The organism is Rhodoferax sp. (assembly GCF_034519335.1).
Taxonomy (GTDB): Bacteria; Pseudomonadota; Gammaproteobacteria; order Burkholderiales; family Burkholderiaceae_C; genus Allorhodoferax.
In genome coordinates this window covers 25,084-40,600 of record NZ_JAXHOL010000001.1, presented here as the reverse complement: position 1 = coordinate 40,600, position 15,517 = coordinate 25,084, and the positions used below count along the sequence as shown (strand labels likewise).

The 15,517-nt window shown below is 60.4% G+C and carries 16 protein-coding genes and 1 pseudogene; 8 read left to right on the top strand and 9 right to left on the bottom strand.

All coding sequences use genetic code 11. The annotated features are described in order from the left end of the window. Positions 1–20 precede the first annotated feature (20 nt). Complete coding sequence (locus U5O12_RS00210) at positions 21–1,190, bottom strand: IS4 family transposase (protein WP_322576703.1); 1,170 nt, start codon at positions 1,188–1,190, stop codon at positions 21–23. 156 nt (positions 1,191–1,346) lie between these two features. Here U5O12_RS00210 and hemH point away from each other — a divergent pair, with 156 nt between their 5' ends. The 5 genes and pseudogenes from hemH (at position 1,347) to U5O12_RS00185 (ending at position 5,516) form a co-directional block, all read left to right on the top strand. Beyond that, positions 1,347–2,450 carry a ferrochelatase gene (gene hemH / locus U5O12_RS00205; RefSeq protein WP_322576702.1) on the top strand — a complete coding sequence of 368 codons (1,104 nt, stop codon included), beginning with the start codon at positions 1,347–1,349 and terminating at the stop codon, positions 2,448–2,450. A gap of 489 nt (positions 2,451–2,939) precedes the next feature. Beyond that, a pseudogene (locus tag U5O12_RS00200) lies at positions 2,940–4,108 on the top strand (IS4 family transposase). A 108-nt stretch (positions 4,109–4,216) separates the two neighbouring features. After that, positions 4,217–4,537, top strand: a complete 321-nt coding sequence (locus U5O12_RS00195) for a hypothetical protein (RefSeq protein WP_322576701.1) — start codon at positions 4,217–4,219, stop codon at positions 4,535–4,537. A 113-nt stretch (positions 4,538–4,650) separates the two neighbouring features. Beyond that, positions 4,651–5,127, top strand: a complete 477-nt coding sequence (locus U5O12_RS00190) for a rod shape-determining protein (RefSeq protein ID WP_322576700.1) — start codon at positions 4,651–4,653, stop codon at positions 5,125–5,127. Positions 5,128–5,153: 26 nt separating this feature from the next. Beyond that, positions 5,154–5,516 carry a DUF1801 domain-containing protein gene (locus U5O12_RS00185; protein WP_322576699.1) on the top strand — a complete coding sequence of 121 codons (363 nt, stop codon included), beginning with the start codon at positions 5,154–5,156 and terminating at the stop codon, positions 5,514–5,516. Positions 5,517–5,579: 63 nt separating this feature from the next. On the opposite strand, the gene U5O12_RS00180 is transcribed toward U5O12_RS00185, so the two are convergent. Further along, entirely contained in the window at positions 5,580–6,167 is a 588-nt protein-coding gene (locus U5O12_RS00180; protein WP_322576698.1) for a DVUA0089 family protein, read from the bottom strand. Positions 6,168–6,334: 167 nt separating this feature from the next. On the opposite strand from U5O12_RS00180, the gene U5O12_RS00175 reads away from it, so the two are divergent. Both U5O12_RS00175 and U5O12_RS00170 read left to right on the top strand, forming a co-directional pair. Next, a complete protein-coding gene (locus U5O12_RS00175) occupies positions 6,335–6,547 on the top strand; it encodes a SlyX family protein (protein WP_322576697.1) in 213 nt (70 codons plus the stop codon). 30 nt (positions 6,548–6,577) lie between these two features. Beyond that, entirely contained in the window at positions 6,578–7,219 is a 642-nt protein-coding gene (locus U5O12_RS00170; protein WP_322576696.1) for a LysE family translocator, read from the top strand. A gap of 43 nt (positions 7,220–7,262) precedes the next feature. On the opposite strand, the gene U5O12_RS00165 is transcribed toward U5O12_RS00170, so the two are convergent. From U5O12_RS00165 to modA, 4 genes are all read right to left on the bottom strand, one after another. Then, entirely contained in the window at positions 7,263–8,891 is a 1,629-nt protein-coding gene (locus U5O12_RS00165; protein ID WP_322576695.1) for a GGDEF domain-containing protein, read from the bottom strand. Between the two features lie 121 nt (positions 8,892–9,012). Next, complete coding sequence (gene modC / locus U5O12_RS00160) at positions 9,013–10,110, bottom strand: molybdenum ABC transporter ATP-binding protein (protein WP_322576694.1); 1,098 nt, start codon at positions 10,108–10,110, stop codon at positions 9,013–9,015. Beyond that, positions 10,107–10,790, bottom strand: coding sequence for a molybdate ABC transporter permease subunit (gene modB, locus U5O12_RS00155; protein WP_322576693.1), 684 nt, complete (start codon positions 10,788–10,790; stop codon positions 10,107–10,109). Before modB ends, modC begins: the two co-directional genes overlap by 4 nt. Before the next feature lie 12 nt (positions 10,791–10,802). Continuing rightward, entirely contained in the window at positions 10,803–11,564 is a 762-nt protein-coding gene (gene modA, locus U5O12_RS00150) for a molybdate ABC transporter substrate-binding protein (RefSeq protein WP_322576692.1), read from the bottom strand. A 45-nt stretch (positions 11,565–11,609) separates the two neighbouring features. On the opposite strand from modA, the gene U5O12_RS00145 reads away from it, so the two are divergent. Continuing rightward, complete coding sequence (locus U5O12_RS00145) at positions 11,610–12,395, top strand: TOBE domain-containing protein (protein ID WP_322576691.1); 786 nt, start codon at positions 11,610–11,612, stop codon at positions 12,393–12,395. A gap of 78 nt (positions 12,396–12,473) precedes the next feature. Here the strand turns inward: U5O12_RS00145 and U5O12_RS00140 are convergent, their stop codons facing one another. Genes U5O12_RS00140 through U5O12_RS00130 form a run of 3 tightly spaced genes read right to left on the bottom strand, consistent with a single transcriptional unit; the run spans position 12,474 to position 15,453 of the window. Further along, positions 12,474–13,982 (bottom strand): tripartite tricarboxylate transporter permease, encoded by a 1,509-nt coding sequence (locus tag U5O12_RS00140; protein WP_322576690.1) that lies wholly within the window; start codon positions 13,980–13,982, stop codon positions 12,474–12,476. Then, entirely contained in the window at positions 13,982–14,491 is a 510-nt protein-coding gene (locus tag U5O12_RS00135) for a tripartite tricarboxylate transporter TctB family protein (RefSeq protein WP_322576689.1), read from the bottom strand. Before U5O12_RS00135 ends, U5O12_RS00140 begins: the two co-directional genes overlap by 1 nt. Then, the gene (locus U5O12_RS00130; RefSeq protein WP_322576688.1) at positions 14,491–15,453 is read right to left on the bottom strand and encodes a Bug family tripartite tricarboxylate transporter substrate binding protein; all 963 of its coding nucleotides are present in this window, start codon (positions 15,451–15,453) and stop codon (positions 14,491–14,493) included. Before U5O12_RS00130 ends, U5O12_RS00135 begins: the two co-directional genes overlap by 1 nt. Positions 15,454–15,517: the final 64 nt, after the last annotated feature.

Genomic DNA, 15,517 nt, shown 5'->3' with positions numbered 1-15,517 from the left:
CAGTAGTGTCCCAACGTTTTTCAGAGGAGAACGAGCTGTTGAGGCTCGGAACTCAGATCTGAATCCGCTGAGGGTGGTGTAAGTAGTTGATTTATTGGGGTTTGTTCAAACATGGTCAGGCTCAGGATTTGTAGGATTTCGTAAAGGCTGTGATGCTCAAGATGCAGACGTTTCTTTGTTATGGCGATCAGCACGTAGGTGCACACCGCGATCCAAATTTGCGTCTTCACGGCGTTCTCGCTGGTACCCAAAAAAGCCTTGATGCGCAAGTGCTGCTTGATCCATTTGAAGAACAACTCGACCTTCCAACGCTGGCGATACAGGTCGGCAATGAGTTCGGGTTTCAAGGCGAAGTTGTTGGTCAGAAACGTGATGCGCTTGCCGGTTTCGTCTTTGACGACAACCCTGCGCAAAGCGGCTGGGTAATCCTTGCTGGAGTAGAAAACCGTGAGCACGCCGATCTGGTCGCAGATGACGTTGCTGGTGTTGCGGTCCACGGGGTTGGAGTAGCGCCGCTTGAACTGGGTATTGCTCTTGGCACGCGTCACGAAGAAGGCCTGGGCCTGATGAATGACATACAGCCTTTTGAAGTCCAGATACCCGCGATCCAGCAGGTAGAAGGCCCCGGCTTCGAGCACCAAGTCGTCCATCACATTGACCTCGTGGGTCTTGCCATCGGTGATGTGAATGAAGCTGGGGATGGAGCCATGCAGATCCAGCAAGGTGTGCAGCTTGATAGCGGCCTTGGTGGAGCGAAACGGTGCCCACGGATGCAACGACAGACACAAGTCGATGGTGCTGGCGTCGAACGCATAAACGGCCGCATCCAGGTCGATTCCCAGTGGCTCCTTGGCATACAGCGGTCTGGCCATGCCAATCAGGTGTTGGGCAAAGTCGGCGTAAATCTGCCATGGACGAGTGGCATTCGCATTGGCCAGTGTGTTGCGCGAAATCGTAGAGCAGCGAAAGCCCATGTGGTAAAGCCGATTGGCTTGCGCCCGCAGGTTGACTTCGATATCGCGAAGGGACTCCCGGTAGGTCAGTTGCGCAAAGGCCATGGCGAAGAACTGGTCCAGGCACGAGAAATCTTTGACCTTGTGGTCGCCCCGATGCTTGGCCACACACCTGCGAAAGGTGCTCATGGGCAGATAGGCCATGAGCTGAGAAAACACGAGCTTGCCTTGGTGCATACCGGCCCTTCGCGCTCTCGCGCAAAAGGCCACAAGTCTGACGCTCGACGTTCAAATCGAGACCAGACCGGAATGTCGAATTCTGCAAGCAAATCATTAACTTACGAAGTCCTGATGTGAGAACGTTGGGACACTACTGGTGCGGGAGAATACCGCATGCTCTTCCAATCCCCCTTCCAGCCCGAGCCCCCGTTCACCCATGGCCAGGTGCCCCGCACCGCCGTGCTGCTGTGCAACCTGGGCACACCCGACGAACCCACCGCCCCCGCCGTACGCCGCTATCTGGCCGAATTTTTGGGTGACCCGCGCGTGGTGGAGATTCCGCGCCTGCTGTGGCTGCTCATCTTGCACGGCATCATCTTGCGCACACGCCCCGCCAAGTCAGCCGCCAAATACGCCAGTGTGTGGACGCCCGAGGGCTCACCGCTCAAGATCTGGACCGAGAAGCAAGCCAAGCTGCTGCAGGGCTGGCTGGGCCAGCGCAACCACCAAGTCAAAGTGCGCTGGGCCATGCGCTACGGCAGCACGTCCATCGGCTCGCAGCTGGACGCCATGAAGGCTGAGGGCGTGACCCGCGTGCTCATCGTTCCGGCCTACCCGCAGTACAGCGGCACCACCACCGCCAGCGTGTGTGACGCCGTCTACACCTGGGCTGCCAAGACCCGCGCCATCCCCGAGCTGCGCTTCATCAACCGCTACCACGACGACCCCGGCTACATCCACGCCCTGGCTGCCAGCGTGCAGCGCCACTGGAAGGCCAACGGCCGCCCCGATAAACTGGTGATGAGTTTCCACGGTGTACCCGCACGCACGCTGGAGCTGGGCGATATGTACCACTGCGAATGCTTCAAGACCGCGCGCCTGCTGGCCGAGGCCTTGAACCTGCCCAAAGACCAGTACCAGGTCACCTTCCAGTCCCGCCTGGGCCGCGCCAAGTGGCTGGAGCCCTACACCGAACCCAGCCTCATCAAACTGGGCCAGGCTGGTGTGAAACGTGTGGACGTGATCTGCCCCGGCTTCACCAGCGACTGCCTGGAGACGCTGGAAGAAATCAACATGGAAGGCCGCGAAGCGTTTCTGCACGCCGGCGGCAAAGAGTTCCACTACATCCCCTGCCTGAATGACGACCCCGAGTGGATCACCGCGCTCTGCAATCTGGCGCAGAAGCACCTGCAAGGATGGCCCACATTGGAGGCCCCAGATGCGGCCGAGCTGCAGGCATCGCGCACTGCGGCGTTGGCGCTGGGAGCGAAGCAGTAGGCGGAGCGGCAGAGGGCTGCTAGCTCGTCAAATTTTGACAAAATTAGCCTCTAGCCCTTGTGGAATATGCGCGAGCAGCTATTAAAAGAATAGCTAGTTTTTTTCTAACCACAGCGTGGGTGGGCACTGCCGTTCGTAAATTCACCCGATCGGGGGATATTCACGGTATCGCTGAATCGCCAGAATTCAGACTGAACCGCAGTGAGGCCGTTGCTACCTCTTTAGGAGGGCAGCTCGCGTAGACAAGATAGGGGGCAATGCCGCTACTTGTAGCCAACATTAACTCCATGTCGCACAAGACTTTGCGGCCGAATTTATATAGGGTACCCAATGAACCAGACATTTGAACTCAGTAGTGTCCCAACGTTCTCACATCAGGACTTCGTAAGTTAATGATTTGCTTGCAGAATTCGACATTCCGGTCTGGTCTCGATTTGAACGTCGAGCGTCAGACTTGTGGCCTTTTGCGCGAGAGCGCGAAGGGCCGGTATGCACCAAGGCAAGCTCGTGTTTTCTCAGCTCATGGCCTATCTGCCCATGAGCACCTTTCGCAGGTGTGTGGCCAAGCATCGGGGCGACCACAAGGTCAAAGATTTCTCGTGCCTGGACCAGTTCTTCGCCATGGCCTTTGCGCAACTGACCTACCGGGAGTCCCTTCGCGATATCGAAGTCAACCTGCGGGCGCAAGCCAATCGGCTTTACCACATGGGCTTTCGCTGCTCTACGATTTCGCGCAACACACTGGCCAATGCGAATGCCACTCGTCCATGGCAGATTTACGCCGACTTTGCCCAACACCTGATTGGCATGGCCAGACCGCTGTATGCCAAGGAGCCACTGGGAATCGACCTGGATGCGGCCGTTTATGCGTTCGACGCCAGCACCATCGACTTGTGTCTGTCGTTGCATCCGTGGGCACCGTTTCGCTCCACCAAGGCCGCTATCAAGCTGCACACCTTGCTGGATCTGCATGGCTCCATCCCCAGCTTCATTCACATCACCGATGGCAAGACCCACGAGGTCAATGTGATGGACGACTTGGTGCTCGAAGCCGGGGCCTTCTACCTGCTGGATCGCGGGTATCTGGACTTCAAAAGGCTGTATGTCATTCATCAGGCCCAGGCCTTCTTCGTGACGCGTGCCAAGAGCAATACCCAGTTCAAGCGGCGCTACTCCAACCCCGTGGACCGCAACACCAGCAACGTCATCTGCGACCAGATCGGCGTGCTCACGGTTTTCTACTCCAGCAAGGATTACCCAGCCGCTTTGCGCAGGGTTGTCGTCAAAGACGAAACCGGCAAGCGCATCACGTTTCTGACCAACAACTTCGCCTTGAAACCCGAACTCATTGCCGACCTGTATCGCCAGCGTTGGAAGGTCGAGTTGTTCTTCAAATGGATCAAGCAGCACTTGCGCATCAAGGCTTTTTGGGTACCAGCGAGAACGCCGTGAAGACGCAAATTTGGATCGCGGTGTGCACCTACGTGCTGATCGCCATAACAAAGAAACGTCTGCATCTTGAGCATCACAGCCTTTACGAAATCCTACAAATCCTGAGCCTGACCATGTTTGAACAAACCCCAATAAATCAACTACTTACACCACCCTCAGCGGATTCAGATCTGAGTTCCGAGCCTCAACAGCTCGTTCTCCTCTGAAAAACGTTGGGACACTACTGATTTGAACTACTCTCCAAGTACGGCACAGCTTTTAGTGCTATCGGCGCCGCGATCGCCTTTGCTTGGTCGGTATATCAGTTCTTTTCAGTGAGATCTCGCGAAGCTCGCGCACGCGAGTTCGAGACCTTTCATCGCCTCGTTAAAGAGCTTGTTGAGCCGCCGTCAGAGGGCTCAGGTCTTTATATTGACCGGCAATGCGCAGTTCTTTTTGAACTTCGTTTTTTCCCGCGCTATTTCCCATTCACACTTCGCACGCTGTTGGCTTTAAAGCGGAAATGGCAGGGACCAGCAGCTGCCTACCCACGCATACTTGAAGAACTAGACATCACAATTAGGTTCATCGAAATGCGCTCCAACACAGTTCTCCAGCGGATTGCCAAAAAGCTGAGTTTTTTTGTCATCCGCTGATGATTGATGTTATGGGCCCATACATGCCTTCCAATGTCTTCGACGCAGTCAACCTATGAAGCTTCCAGATTTGACGATCCGCCGAAAGAAATGCGGACAAGGTACCCCACAACATGCTCAACTATTTAAGCCCTCTTTTGTACATCACGATCTCGCCAGAGCTCCTGACGATCAGAAACTTGAAGACTGGCACAGTGATCGCGGAGGTTCCAGAGATTGCAATTAGCGACTCACCGAAGCCAAAAATTCTGGGGGTGGGTGCTATGGCACGTACAGCCGCAGTATCAGAGCCGTCCAAGGTGCTCAATCCATTTGCGCACCCCAGAACTATGGTTTCAGATTTCACGATGGCCGAACAGCTGCTGAAATATCAGGTACGCCGATCCGTGGGCAAGTCATTCTTTAGCGCCTCGCCCAGAATCCTCCTCCATCCTTTGGGCGACCCTGCGGGCGGATTTACCCAGGTAGAGTTACGCGCATTCCGTGAGCTGGCATTGGGCGCTGGTGCATCGCAGATGTATTTAAAAACTGGCACCCCCCTGACTGACGCTGAACTGCGTGCCATCAGTGCAAAAGCTAGCTTGGAATAGCGGCGAAGCTAATCAGAGAGATTTTCGTGCCCACCAAATCCGTCCAAACTCTGCTCGAAGACATCCGCCTCGTGAGCGAGGAGCGTTATGCCGTCGTGGAAGCCGTGCGCGCCTTGGTCAAGAAGACATTCAAACCCTTTGCTGAAGAGGTGAAGTACGGCGGCATTCTGTTTGCGTCTGGGATGCAGTTCTGCGGGGTGTTTGCCTACAAGGGGCATGTGTCCGTGGAGTTCAGCCAAGGGGCGCGCATGGATGATGTGCATGGCCACCTGGAAGGTTCTGGCAAGGGGCGCAGACATCTCAAGCTCGTGTCCATTGAAGACATCACCAACAAGCAGCTGGCGCAGTACCTGCCGCTGGCGCTCAAGGCTTGTCAAGACCAAGCCTGACGCGGAACCCGCACACAAAAAAAACCCGCCTAAGCGGGTTTTTTGTTAGGCGATGCCAATCGCTCAGGCTTTCTTGGCTTGGCGGCGGCGGGCCCAGCCCAACACGCCCAGGCCGGCGAGCAGCATGGCGTAGGTTTCGGGTTCAGGCACAGGGGCGGCCACATCCACACCCGACAGGTGCACGCTGTAGCGGGTGCCCATGTTCACGGTGCTGGCGGGTTGGTTCCAAATGGCCAAGGGGATAGGCGCTTGGTTGTCGAAATTGAACCCTTGTGCCAAGGTGGTGCCATTGGCCCAGTTGTTGTAAGTGGCAATGGTGAACAAGTAGTTGCCTGCGGCCAGGCTGCCGAAGGACAGGCCGGAATCAAATTTGGTAAGACCGGGGACGATGTTGGGGTTGTCGTCGTTCTGGCCGACCAGGTTCCAGCCGCTGCCAGCTTGCGACCAGACTGCGGTGATGGGGTCGAAGTTCACGCCGTCCAGGTAGGAGTCGGTCCAGACCTTGACGTCGGTGGCGTCGCTGGCCAGCGAGAAGCTGATCTGGATCACATCGTTGTGGTTGGCGATATTGCCGCCGAAATCGAATTGGGCGGCCTGTGCGCTGGTGGCCAGCAGCATGGCTGCCAGCAGTGCGGTGGGTTTGAATGTCAAAGGAGCTCCCTGTTTTGCTATGCACCGCCGCCAAGGGCTGGCAGGGTGTGCCCGGTCGGGCGTGCGCAGTGTAAGTTCGCCAGCACTCACGCCTGTTAGCTCCAAAGCACTAACTGAAACAGGTGGAAACAATTTAATGACTCGCGCATGGTGTCCAATAGGGATCTATGGATACCACTGAACGCACCGAGCAGCGCCTGACAGAGCTGGAGATCAAGGCCAGCTTTGCAGAAGACGCGCTGGACCAGCTCGACAAAATCATTGTGCGCCAGCAGGCGCAAATCGACGCGTTGATCCGCGAAATCACACACCTGCGTCAGCAGGCCAGCGAACCGGCCACGGCGCGCAATCTGCGTGACGATTTGCCACCCCACTACTAACCCTCTTCTCGATTTCTAAGGATTGAACCCATGAGCCTGCACACCTGGTGGCTGTTTGTGATGATGACGTTTGTGGTGTCGGCTACGCCGGGGCCCAATATGTTGCTGGTGATGAGTACCGGCGCACGCCAGGGCCTGCGTGGCGCCGTGACCAGCATGGCGGGCTGCATGACCTCGCTGATGCTGATGCTGAGCCTGTCGGCTGCCGGGTTGGGGGCGCTGCTGCAGGCCTTCCCCGCCGTGTTTGACGCGCTGCGCCTGGCCGGTGCCGCCTACCTGGCTTACTTGGGCGTACAGGTGTGGCGCAGCCCCGTGCAAGAGAGCGACCCGGCCGATGGTGCAGCCCAGGGCAGCAACTTGGGTGCGACGCTGGGCAGCTGGGCTTTGTACCGCCAAGGCGCGCTGGTGGCAGCCAGCAACCCCAAGGCGATCTTGTTTGCAGCGGCCTTTTTCCCTCAGTTCTTGAACCCGGCACAACCCCAGTTGCCGCAGTTTGGCATTTTGCTGGGCACGTTTGCGGTGGTGGAGGTGGGCTGGTACTTTGTCTACGCCGCCAGCGGCAAGCAGCTGGCGCGCTACCTGCAGCGGGCCAGTGTGATGCGGGTCTTTAACCGGCTAACCGGCGGGGTGTTTGTGGGTTTTGCGGCGCTGATGGCGGGCGCCAAGAGCTGAAACGCTAGCAATTCAGGAGCTGCTCGCGCAGTATCCATGTGCCTTAGACAAGGATTTGGTGCCTGGAGTCTTTTTCCACGTACATGCCCACATCACAGCGGTGCAGCCAGCTTTGCAGGGTGTCGCTGCCTTGTGCACCGGCCACACCCACACTCACACTCACCTGCAAATCCGGGCGCAGGCGGCTCCAGGGGTGGGAGCGCACTGCGTCCTGGATGCGCTGCGCCAGCCCGTGGGCGGCGGCCTGATCCACATGCGCAAAAGCCACTACAAATTCGTCGCCCCCCAGGCGCACGGGTACGTCGCCCTCGCGCACAAAGCTGCGCAAGATGTGTCCCAGTTCTTGCAACACGGCATCACCCACTTGGTGGGAAAACTGGTCGTTGATGCGTTTGAAGTAGTCCACATCCACAAAGGCCATGGCCGGCGACAGGCCGCGGTCAGCACCCTTGCGCAGCAACTCGGGCACCATGCGTTCCAGGTAGCGGCGGTTAAACAAGCCGGTGAGCGCGTCTTCCATGGCCAGCTGCTCCAGCTGCTGGGCGTGCTGGGCCAAGCGACGGGCCGTGGCGCGGCTGGCGCGGGCCTGCAGCTGCCATTCAATCCGTTCCTCGCGCTGCTGCAGGGCCGCGTGGCGCAAGTCGGTTTCGCGTTGCTTGAGGGCGCGCAGCTGCGTCTGCGAGGCGCGCTCTTTGCCCTGTGCGGTAAGGATCTGGGCCAGCAGCAAATAGGCAATGCCCACCATGTGTTCGTTATCGATCGACATGGCCAACTGCATCATGCGGTGGCAGTGGTATTCGGCCAGCGGCCAGTCTTGGGCTGACCAGGCAATCTCGGCCCGCAGCCACAGCTCCATAAGCGTGATCGAGGGATTGGGGTCGCCACGGGTTTCGGAGGCCTGGGCAAAGTCCGCATGGCTTTGTGCCACGGCCAAATTGCCCAGCCAACACGCCTCAAAACCGTCTCCCAAGCCCAGCAGGGCCTGCGTCTTGACAAGCGCCCCCTGAAATACCAGCAGATTGGGCGCTGCCTGAACAGAACGTGCGCCAGCCCGGCGCAAATGGGCCAGACGCTCCAGGCTGGTGAATTGCCCCTGGTAGTAGCGGTCAAAAAAGCAGCGCGTCACCTCCATGGCACGCTGATTGACACGCGGAAGATAGGCTTCCATCCAGTGGCCGTTGTCCTCCAGCAGGCCTATGGCGGTGCGAAAGGCAGCATCGGACCGGTCGAAACTGCCGCCATGGGCGTAAGCCACGCCCAGGTGGTTGTAAGACAGTGCTTGCGACAGTGAGGGCGCATCGGCATTGAGCTTGAGGCCCAACAGAGCGGCCTCTACGCCCTCTTCGCTGTGGCCCATTACGCTCAGGGTGTGCGACAAAGTGGCCAGTGCCTCGGCCTCACCGCGGGTGTCTTCACACATCTGGAACAGGGTGGCCGCGCGCTGGGCGGTTTCTTGTGCGCGCCTGAAACGCGACACCATGCTGTCTGCCTGCGCCAGAGCCAGCAGGGCCCGGGCCTCGGTGGGCAGGTCGTGCGCGGCCTGGGCCCTGGCCAATGCAGCCTTGGCCAACACCAGACTGTGGGCCACGTCCCCGTGCTTCAGCGCCAGCTGGGCTTGGTGCAGCACCTGCATCACAGGCACCGAGGATTCGGGGGGCGCGTACACGGGCATAACAAAAGAAAAAAGTGCTGCAGTGCGTCAAAAAAATAGATGCACCAGCGTAGCCGCGGGCCCTGCCCCTGTCACTCCCCCAAACGGGTGAATTTGCAGCCGTTTTCTTAAAAAAATGCGCTCAATTCGCCAGTGCCAGCGCCTTGACCTGGGCCCACACCGGTTGACCCACTGCCAAGCCAAGCGTGTGCACAGAGCGCCGGGTCACCCGGGCGAGCAAGCGCTCAGGCCCACAAGCCAGCTGCACCAAGGCTTGCGCGGGGTGGCTGTCGTCGGCAATGGCGAGCACGGTGCAGGGCAACACGTTTTGAATACTGGTGTGCGCGGGCTCCTGCGTGGCCAGGCTCACATCGCGCGCCAGCACGCGCAGGCGCGCCGGCGCACCCACCGCCAACCCAGCATCAGCAAGCCACAGGCTGCCCCCGGCAAACGCCAGGCGGGCCAGGTGCCAGGGGGCGTCCAGCTCGACCACCTGGGCGTGCAGCAGCACCGAAGCTTCGTCGCCCAGGCGCAGGGGGGCATCCACCTGCGCCAACACTTGAGCGGCCGGGCCGCAGGCCTGCACCTGTCCTTGCGACAACACCACCAGCGTGTCAGCCAGTCGCACCACTTCGTCCACGGAATGGGTGACATAGAGCATGGGAATGTGCAGCTCGTTGCGCAGCCGCTCCAGCCAAGGCAACACCTCTTGCCGACGCGCCGGGTCCAGCGCGGCCAGGGGTTCGTCCAGCAACAACAATTCGGGTTGTGTGGCCAGCGCGCGGGCAATGGCCACGCGCTGGCGTTCTCCGCCCGACAAATCCGCCGTCTGGCGCGTTAGCAGCGGCGCCAAGCCCAGCAGTTCGATCGCTGTCTCCACTGCCAGCAGAGCTTGGGGCGCGCCCGTGGCTTTGGCCGCACGCTTTTGGGCGTACGCCAAGTTGCCGCGCACATCCAAGTGTGCCAGCAGGCTGGCCTCTTGGAACACATAGCCCACGGGGCGCCGCCAGGCCGGCAGCAGAATGCCCTGCGCATCGTCTTGCCAGAGCTGCCCGCCGATACGAAGGTGCGCCTGGGCCGCCTGTTCCAGCCCGGCCACGCAGCGCAAGACCGTGGTTTTGCCCGAACCCGAAGCGCCAAACAACACACTGATGCCACGTGCAGGCAAAGCCAGGTCTACGTCGAGCGTGAAGCCGGTGCGCGCCAAGCGCAGGCGGATGTGGTTGGAATCCAAGCTCATGGGCGCAACCTGCTGCCACGCGGGTTGAGCCAGCCCAGCCCCAGCAGCACGACAAAGGAAAACGCCACCATGCCTGCCGACAACCAATGCGCCTGCGTGTACTGCAGTGCCTCCACGTGGCCATAGATCTGGGTGGAGACCACACGGGTCTTGTCGGGAATATTGCCGCCCAGCATCAGCACCACACCAAACTCACCCACCGTGTGCGCAAAACTCAGCACGGCCGCCGTCACAAAACCCGGGCGCGCCAGCGGCAAGGCTACGGTGAAGAAGGCATCGAGCGGGCTGGCCCGCAAAGTAGCTGCCACCTCCATGGGGCGTTTTCCCATGGACTCGAACGCATGCTGCAAAGGCTGCACCGCAAAAGGCAGCGAGTACACCACCGAGCCCAGCACCAGCCCGGCAAAGGTAAAGGGCAGCAGCCCCCAGCCCAAGGCCTGCGTGAGCTGGCCCAGCGGCCCTTGTGGTCCCAGGCTCACCAGCAAATAAAAGCCCAACACCGTGGGCGGCAGCACCAGCGGCAGCGCCACCACGGCACCCACCGGCCCACGCCAGCGTGAGCCGGTGTGTGCCAGCCACCAGGCCAGCGGCGTGGCCAACACCAGCAGCAACACGGTGGTCACACTGGCCAAGCGCAGCGTGAGCCAGATGGCACCCAGGTCGTCAGGGCTCAGGGGCATGGGGCCAGCGGTTCAGACGCCGTAGCCAAAGCTGCGAATCATGGCCCTGGCCGCATCGCTGCGCAAATAGGCCATGAAGGCTGCGGCTGCGGTGTTGTCCTTGCCCGCATTCAGCAAGATGGCATCTTGGCGCAGCGGGCTGTGCATGGTGGACGGCACCACCCAGGCCGAGCCTTGGGCGATCTTGCCCTCCACCATCACCTGCGACAAGGCCACAAAGCCCATGGCTGCGTTACCGCTGAACACAAACTGGTAGGTCTGGCCAATGCTTTCGCCCTGCACCAGCTTCGGCTGCAAGCTGGCCGTGACTCCAAGCTTGGCCATCACGTCCACCGCTGCGGCGCCATACGGGGCCAGCTTGGGGTCGGCCAGCGCCAAGTGCGCAAATTGGCCGCTGCGCAGCACCTCACCCTTGTCGTCCACCACACCGGCATTGCGGCTCCACAGCACCAGGCGGCCCGTGGCGTAGGTGAACTGCGAGGCCGCCACAGCGGCGCCCTCCTTGCCCAAGCGCGCGGGAGTTTCGTCATCGGCCGACAACAGAACCTGGAACGGGGCACCGTTTTTGATCTGTGCATAGAGTTTGCCGGTGGAGCCCACCACCACGGTGGCCTTGTGGCCGGTGGCTGCGGCAAAGGCGGTGGCAATCTTCTGCGCCGGGGCGCTGAAGTTGGCCGCGACGGCCACGGTCACTTCTTCGGCATGCAAACCACCGCCGCTCAGCACCAACAACAATGCACCGACACAAGGCCACACTTTTTGCAAACGGCTCATAGGAAATATCGCTATTCCAAAAAAGGATAGCGTAGCATAGCCCACATGACATCTCCCTCCCCTTTGACCGGCACGGGACTCGCGGGCGCGCTGGGCCACGAGGCCGCCGACAAGCGCTTGGACATCCTGCGCCGCATTGGTCAGGCGGGCTCCATCTCCGAAGCCGCACGTGGCGCTGGCGTGAGCTACAAGGCCGCCTGGCAGGCCATCGACACGTTGACCAACCTGGCCGGTGCCCCGCTGGTGGAACGCACCGTGGGCGGCAGCGGCGGTGGCGGCGCCCAGCTCACGGCCACAGGCCAGCAGCTGCTGGACGCAGCCGACACGCTGGCCACGCTGCGCCTGCAGGCGCTGGCCCAGGTGGCGCAACGTAGCGCTTCCGCCCGCGGCGCTGCACCGCGTCTGGCGGGTTTGGGACTGCGCACCAGCATGCGCAACCAGCTGCCCTGCCAGGTGGTGGCGCTGCAACGTGCCGGACGGGCCGTGCAGGTGCGCCTGCGGCTGAGCGATGGCAGCGCGCTGGTCTCGCGCATCACCCGCGAAAGTGCGGAGTTGCTGGGTTTGGCGGTGGGTACTGAGGTGATAGCCTTGGCCAAGGCCACCGCAGTGGCCGTGGTGTCCGCACCTGCGACGGAGGTAGCCGCGAGCAACCAACTGCAAGGTACGGTGGCGCGGCTGGCCCGCTCCACCTCAGGGGATGAAATCACCGTGACGCTAGCCTGCGGGCTGCAGATGGTGGGCTTTGCTGCACCGGGCCTGCACTTCAGGGTGGGGCAGGCCGCGGTAGCCGTGTTTGACGAAGCCGCCGTGGTCTTGGCGATCGGAGCCTGAATCAAAAAACGCTCCTGTTTTAGGAGCGTTTCGCGCAATATCCATCGGCCTTGGAGGCCGATTTAATACCCAAACTACTTAAGCAATGGCTTCGATGTTTTTGCGGGAAATTCGCTTGAACACGCGCGGCAAGACCAGTACGGCAGCGACCACGACCAGCAGCGTCAAGGACATGGGCCGCTGCAGGAACACCATGGCACTACCCTCGCCGATGGACATGGCGTTGCGCAACTGGGCCTCGGCCAAGGGGCCCAGAATCATGCCCACGATAACCGGAGCGGTCGGAAAGTTGAACCGGCGCATCACCAAGCCCAACACCCCAATGGCGTACAGCAGGAACAAGTCAAACGCGCTCTGGCGCATGCCGTAGGTTCCCACCGTGGCAAAAATCAGGATGCCGGCATACAGCTGGGCCTTGGGCACCTTCAGCAGCTTGACCCACAGACCGACCATGGGCAGATTCAGTACCAGCAGCATGATGTTGCCGATGTAGAGCGATGCAATCAGCGCCCACACCAAGGCGGAGGAGCTGCTAAACAGCTGCGGGCCGGGCTGGATGCCATAATTCTGGAACGCCCCCAACAACACTGCCGTGGTGTTGGATACCGGGATTCCCAACGTCAACAACGGAATCATGGCGGTAGTCACCGTCGCGTTATTGGCCGCCTCGGGGCCAGCCACACCCTCGATAGCGCCTTTGGTACCAAACTCTGCCTGGTGTTCTGGTTTGGCCAACTTTTTCTCGGTGGCGTAACTCAAGAAGGTCGGGATCTCGGTACCACCGGCCGGGATGCAACCAAACGGTGCTCCAATCGCGCTGCCGCGAATCCAGGCAGGAATGGAACGTTTCCAGTCCGAGCGCGTCATGGTGACACGGCTCATCTTGTTTTCAGTCTCCACGACCTTGCCTTCAAACAGCACGGCGTGCAGGGCTTCGGCCACCGCAAACAGGCCCACGGCCACCAGCACAATTTCCACGCCATCCAGCAGCTCGGGCATGTTGCCGGTGTAACGTGCTTGGCCGGTGATCTGGTCCATGCCAATCAGGCCAATGGCAAGCCCCAGGAACAAGGCCGTCAGACCACGCAAAGTGCTTTGACCCAACACGGCACTCACGGTGGTGAATGCCAACAGCATCAGACAGAAGTATTCAGGTGGGCCCAGTTTGACGGCATATTCCGCCACCAGGGGCGCGAACAGGGTGACCACAATGGTCGCAATGGTGCCCGCCACAAAGGACCCGATGGCCGCGGTAGCCAAGGCTGCTCCGGCGCGGCCGCCTTTGGCCATCTTGTTGCCCTCCATGGCCGTGACCATGCTGGAGGTTTCTCCGGGCGTGTTGAGCAAGATGGACGTGGTGGAGCCACCATACATCGCACCGTAATAAATACCGGCAAAAAAGATCATGGAGGCCGTAGCCTCCACCTGGGTGGTGATAGGCAGCAACATGGCCACCGCAGTGGCCGGGCCAATGCCGGGCAACACGCCTACCGCGGTACCCAACGCACAGCCCACAAAGGCCCACAACAAATTGACGGGCGTACCCGCCGTCATAAAACCCTGAAGGAGTTGGTTCCAGATATCCATCACAGCCACCCGCTTTGCGTCAAACCTGGCAAGCTAATGGCCAGAAACTTGGTAAACATCCAGTACACCGGCGCGGCAATGAGAACCCCCACTACCGCATCCAGCAGCCAGGAGCGCGCCCCCCCGGCAGGCTGACCCTGCGACATGCGCACGCCCCGCGAAGCGAGCACAAAACACACGGTGCAACTGAAGATAAAGCCGATGGTGGTGATCAAAGCAGCGTTGACCAGCAAGCCAGCCGACATCCAGACAAAGCCTAACCAGTAGGGGGGTGGTTCGTCTTCGTCGGCGTCCAGGTCCCGAAAACCGCCGGTGCGGGCTTCCCACATCAGGAAGCCACCACACAGCAGCAGAGCAACCGAGACGACCCAAGGCAGAAAGTCGGGGCCCACACCCGCGTACCCTGCCTCCGAAGGAATGATCCAAGCCCCGCTGGCCAGCCCAAGTGCAATTAAAAGCACCCCCAGAGCCAGCGCCGTTTGCTGGCGCACTTTGATCACCGCACGCATCACAACATGCCAGCCAAGTGCATCACACCGCGCAGGCTAGAGAACTCGTTGTCCACAAAGTCGTCAAACGCTTTGCCGGTCAGCACGGCGGGGGTCCAGCCGTTCTTTTCCAGAGCCTCAGCCCAAGCCTTGGACTTGGTGGCCTTGACGACCATCTCGGTCAGCGCAGCGCGTTGTTCTGCCGTGATGCCAGGGGCACCGTAAACGGCGCGCCAGTTGCCCAGCACCACGTCAAAGCCCTGCTCCTTCATGGTTGGGATGTTGGGAATGCCGGGCAGGCGTTTTTCAGATGTCACGCCAATCGCACGCATCTTGCCCGTGGTGATGTACTCGGCAAACTCACTGTAGCCGCTGCCACCCACGGTGACGTTGCCACCCAAAATAGCTGCGGTAGCTTCGCCGCCGCCACGGAAGGCCACATAGTTCACCTTCTTGGGGTCAACGTTCACCTTGGTGGCCAGCATGGAAGCACAGATGTGTTCTGTGGAACCGCGTGAACCGCCGCCCCACTTCACGCTGCCGGGGTCTTTTTGCATCTGGGCGACGACGTCTTTCATGGTCTTGAGGGGGGAGTCGGCTGGCACCACAAACACGTTGTATTCGCTGGTGATACGGGCAATGGGGGTCGCCTTGTCCAGGGACACAGCGGGCTTGCTGGTGATGATGCCGCCCACCATCACGGCGCCGGTGATCAACATCGCATTAGGGTCACCCTTGGCGGCGTTAACGAACTGCGCCAGACCAATCACGCCGGCAGCACCGCCCTTGTTTTCGTATTGCACGGTGTCGGCCGCCTTGGCATCAATCAGGGCTTTGCCCAAGGCGCGGCCTGTGCCGTCCCAACCGCCACCGGGATTGGCGGGGATCATCATCTTCAGGTTGGCAGCGGCACGGGCCGACAGGGGCAAGGTACCAGCAGCGGCCAATACGGCCATGGACTTCAGAAAGGTATCGCGACGCATGGGATGTCTCCTTGTGTTGAATGCAGGCCCTATGATGCGAGCCCAGCCTGTCAAACGGCTGTCC

What these genes read in the sequence shown, in the direction of transcription:
- modC (WP_322576694.1), bottom strand. Translation starts at nt 10,110, where the DNA reads ATGAGCTTGGATTCCAACCACATCCGCCTGCGCTTGGCGCGCACCGGC.
- U5O12_RS00175 (WP_322576697.1), top strand. Translation starts at nt 6,335, where the DNA reads ATGGATACCACTGAACGCACCGAGCAGCGCCTGACAGAGCTGGAGATC.
- U5O12_RS00170 (WP_322576696.1), top strand. Translation starts at nt 6,578, where the DNA reads ATGAGCCTGCACACCTGGTGGCTGTTTGTGATGATGACGTTTGTGGTG.
- modA (WP_322576692.1), bottom strand. Translation starts at nt 11,564, where the DNA reads ATGAGCCGTTTGCAAAAAGTGTGGCCTTGTGTCGGTGCATTGTTGTTG.
- U5O12_RS00135 (WP_322576689.1), bottom strand. Translation starts at nt 14,491, where the DNA reads ATGCGTGCGGTGATCAAAGTGCGCCAGCAAACGGCGCTGGCTCTGGGG.
- U5O12_RS00145 (WP_322576691.1), top strand. Translation starts at nt 11,610, where the DNA reads ATGACATCTCCCTCCCCTTTGACCGGCACGGGACTCGCGGGCGCGCTG.
- U5O12_RS00210 (WP_322576703.1), bottom strand. Translation starts at nt 1,190, where the DNA reads ATGCACCAAGGCAAGCTCGTGTTTTCTCAGCTCATGGCCTATCTGCCC.
- U5O12_RS00140 (WP_322576690.1), bottom strand. Translation starts at nt 13,982, where the DNA reads ATGGATATCTGGAACCAACTCCTTCAGGGTTTTATGACGGCGGGTACG.
- U5O12_RS00190 (WP_322576700.1), top strand. Translation starts at nt 4,651, where the DNA reads ATGCTCAACTATTTAAGCCCTCTTTTGTACATCACGATCTCGCCAGAG.
- modB (WP_322576693.1), bottom strand. Translation starts at nt 10,790, where the DNA reads ATGCCCCTGAGCCCTGACGACCTGGGTGCCATCTGGCTCACGCTGCGC.
- hemH (WP_322576702.1), top strand. Translation starts at nt 1,347, where the DNA reads ATGCTCTTCCAATCCCCCTTCCAGCCCGAGCCCCCGTTCACCCATGGC.
- U5O12_RS00130 (WP_322576688.1), bottom strand. Translation starts at nt 15,453, where the DNA reads ATGCGTCGCGATACCTTTCTGAAGTCCATGGCCGTATTGGCCGCTGCT.
- U5O12_RS00165 (WP_322576695.1), bottom strand. Translation starts at nt 8,891, where the DNA reads ATGCCCGTGTACGCGCCCCCCGAATCCTCGGTGCCTGTGATGCAGGTG.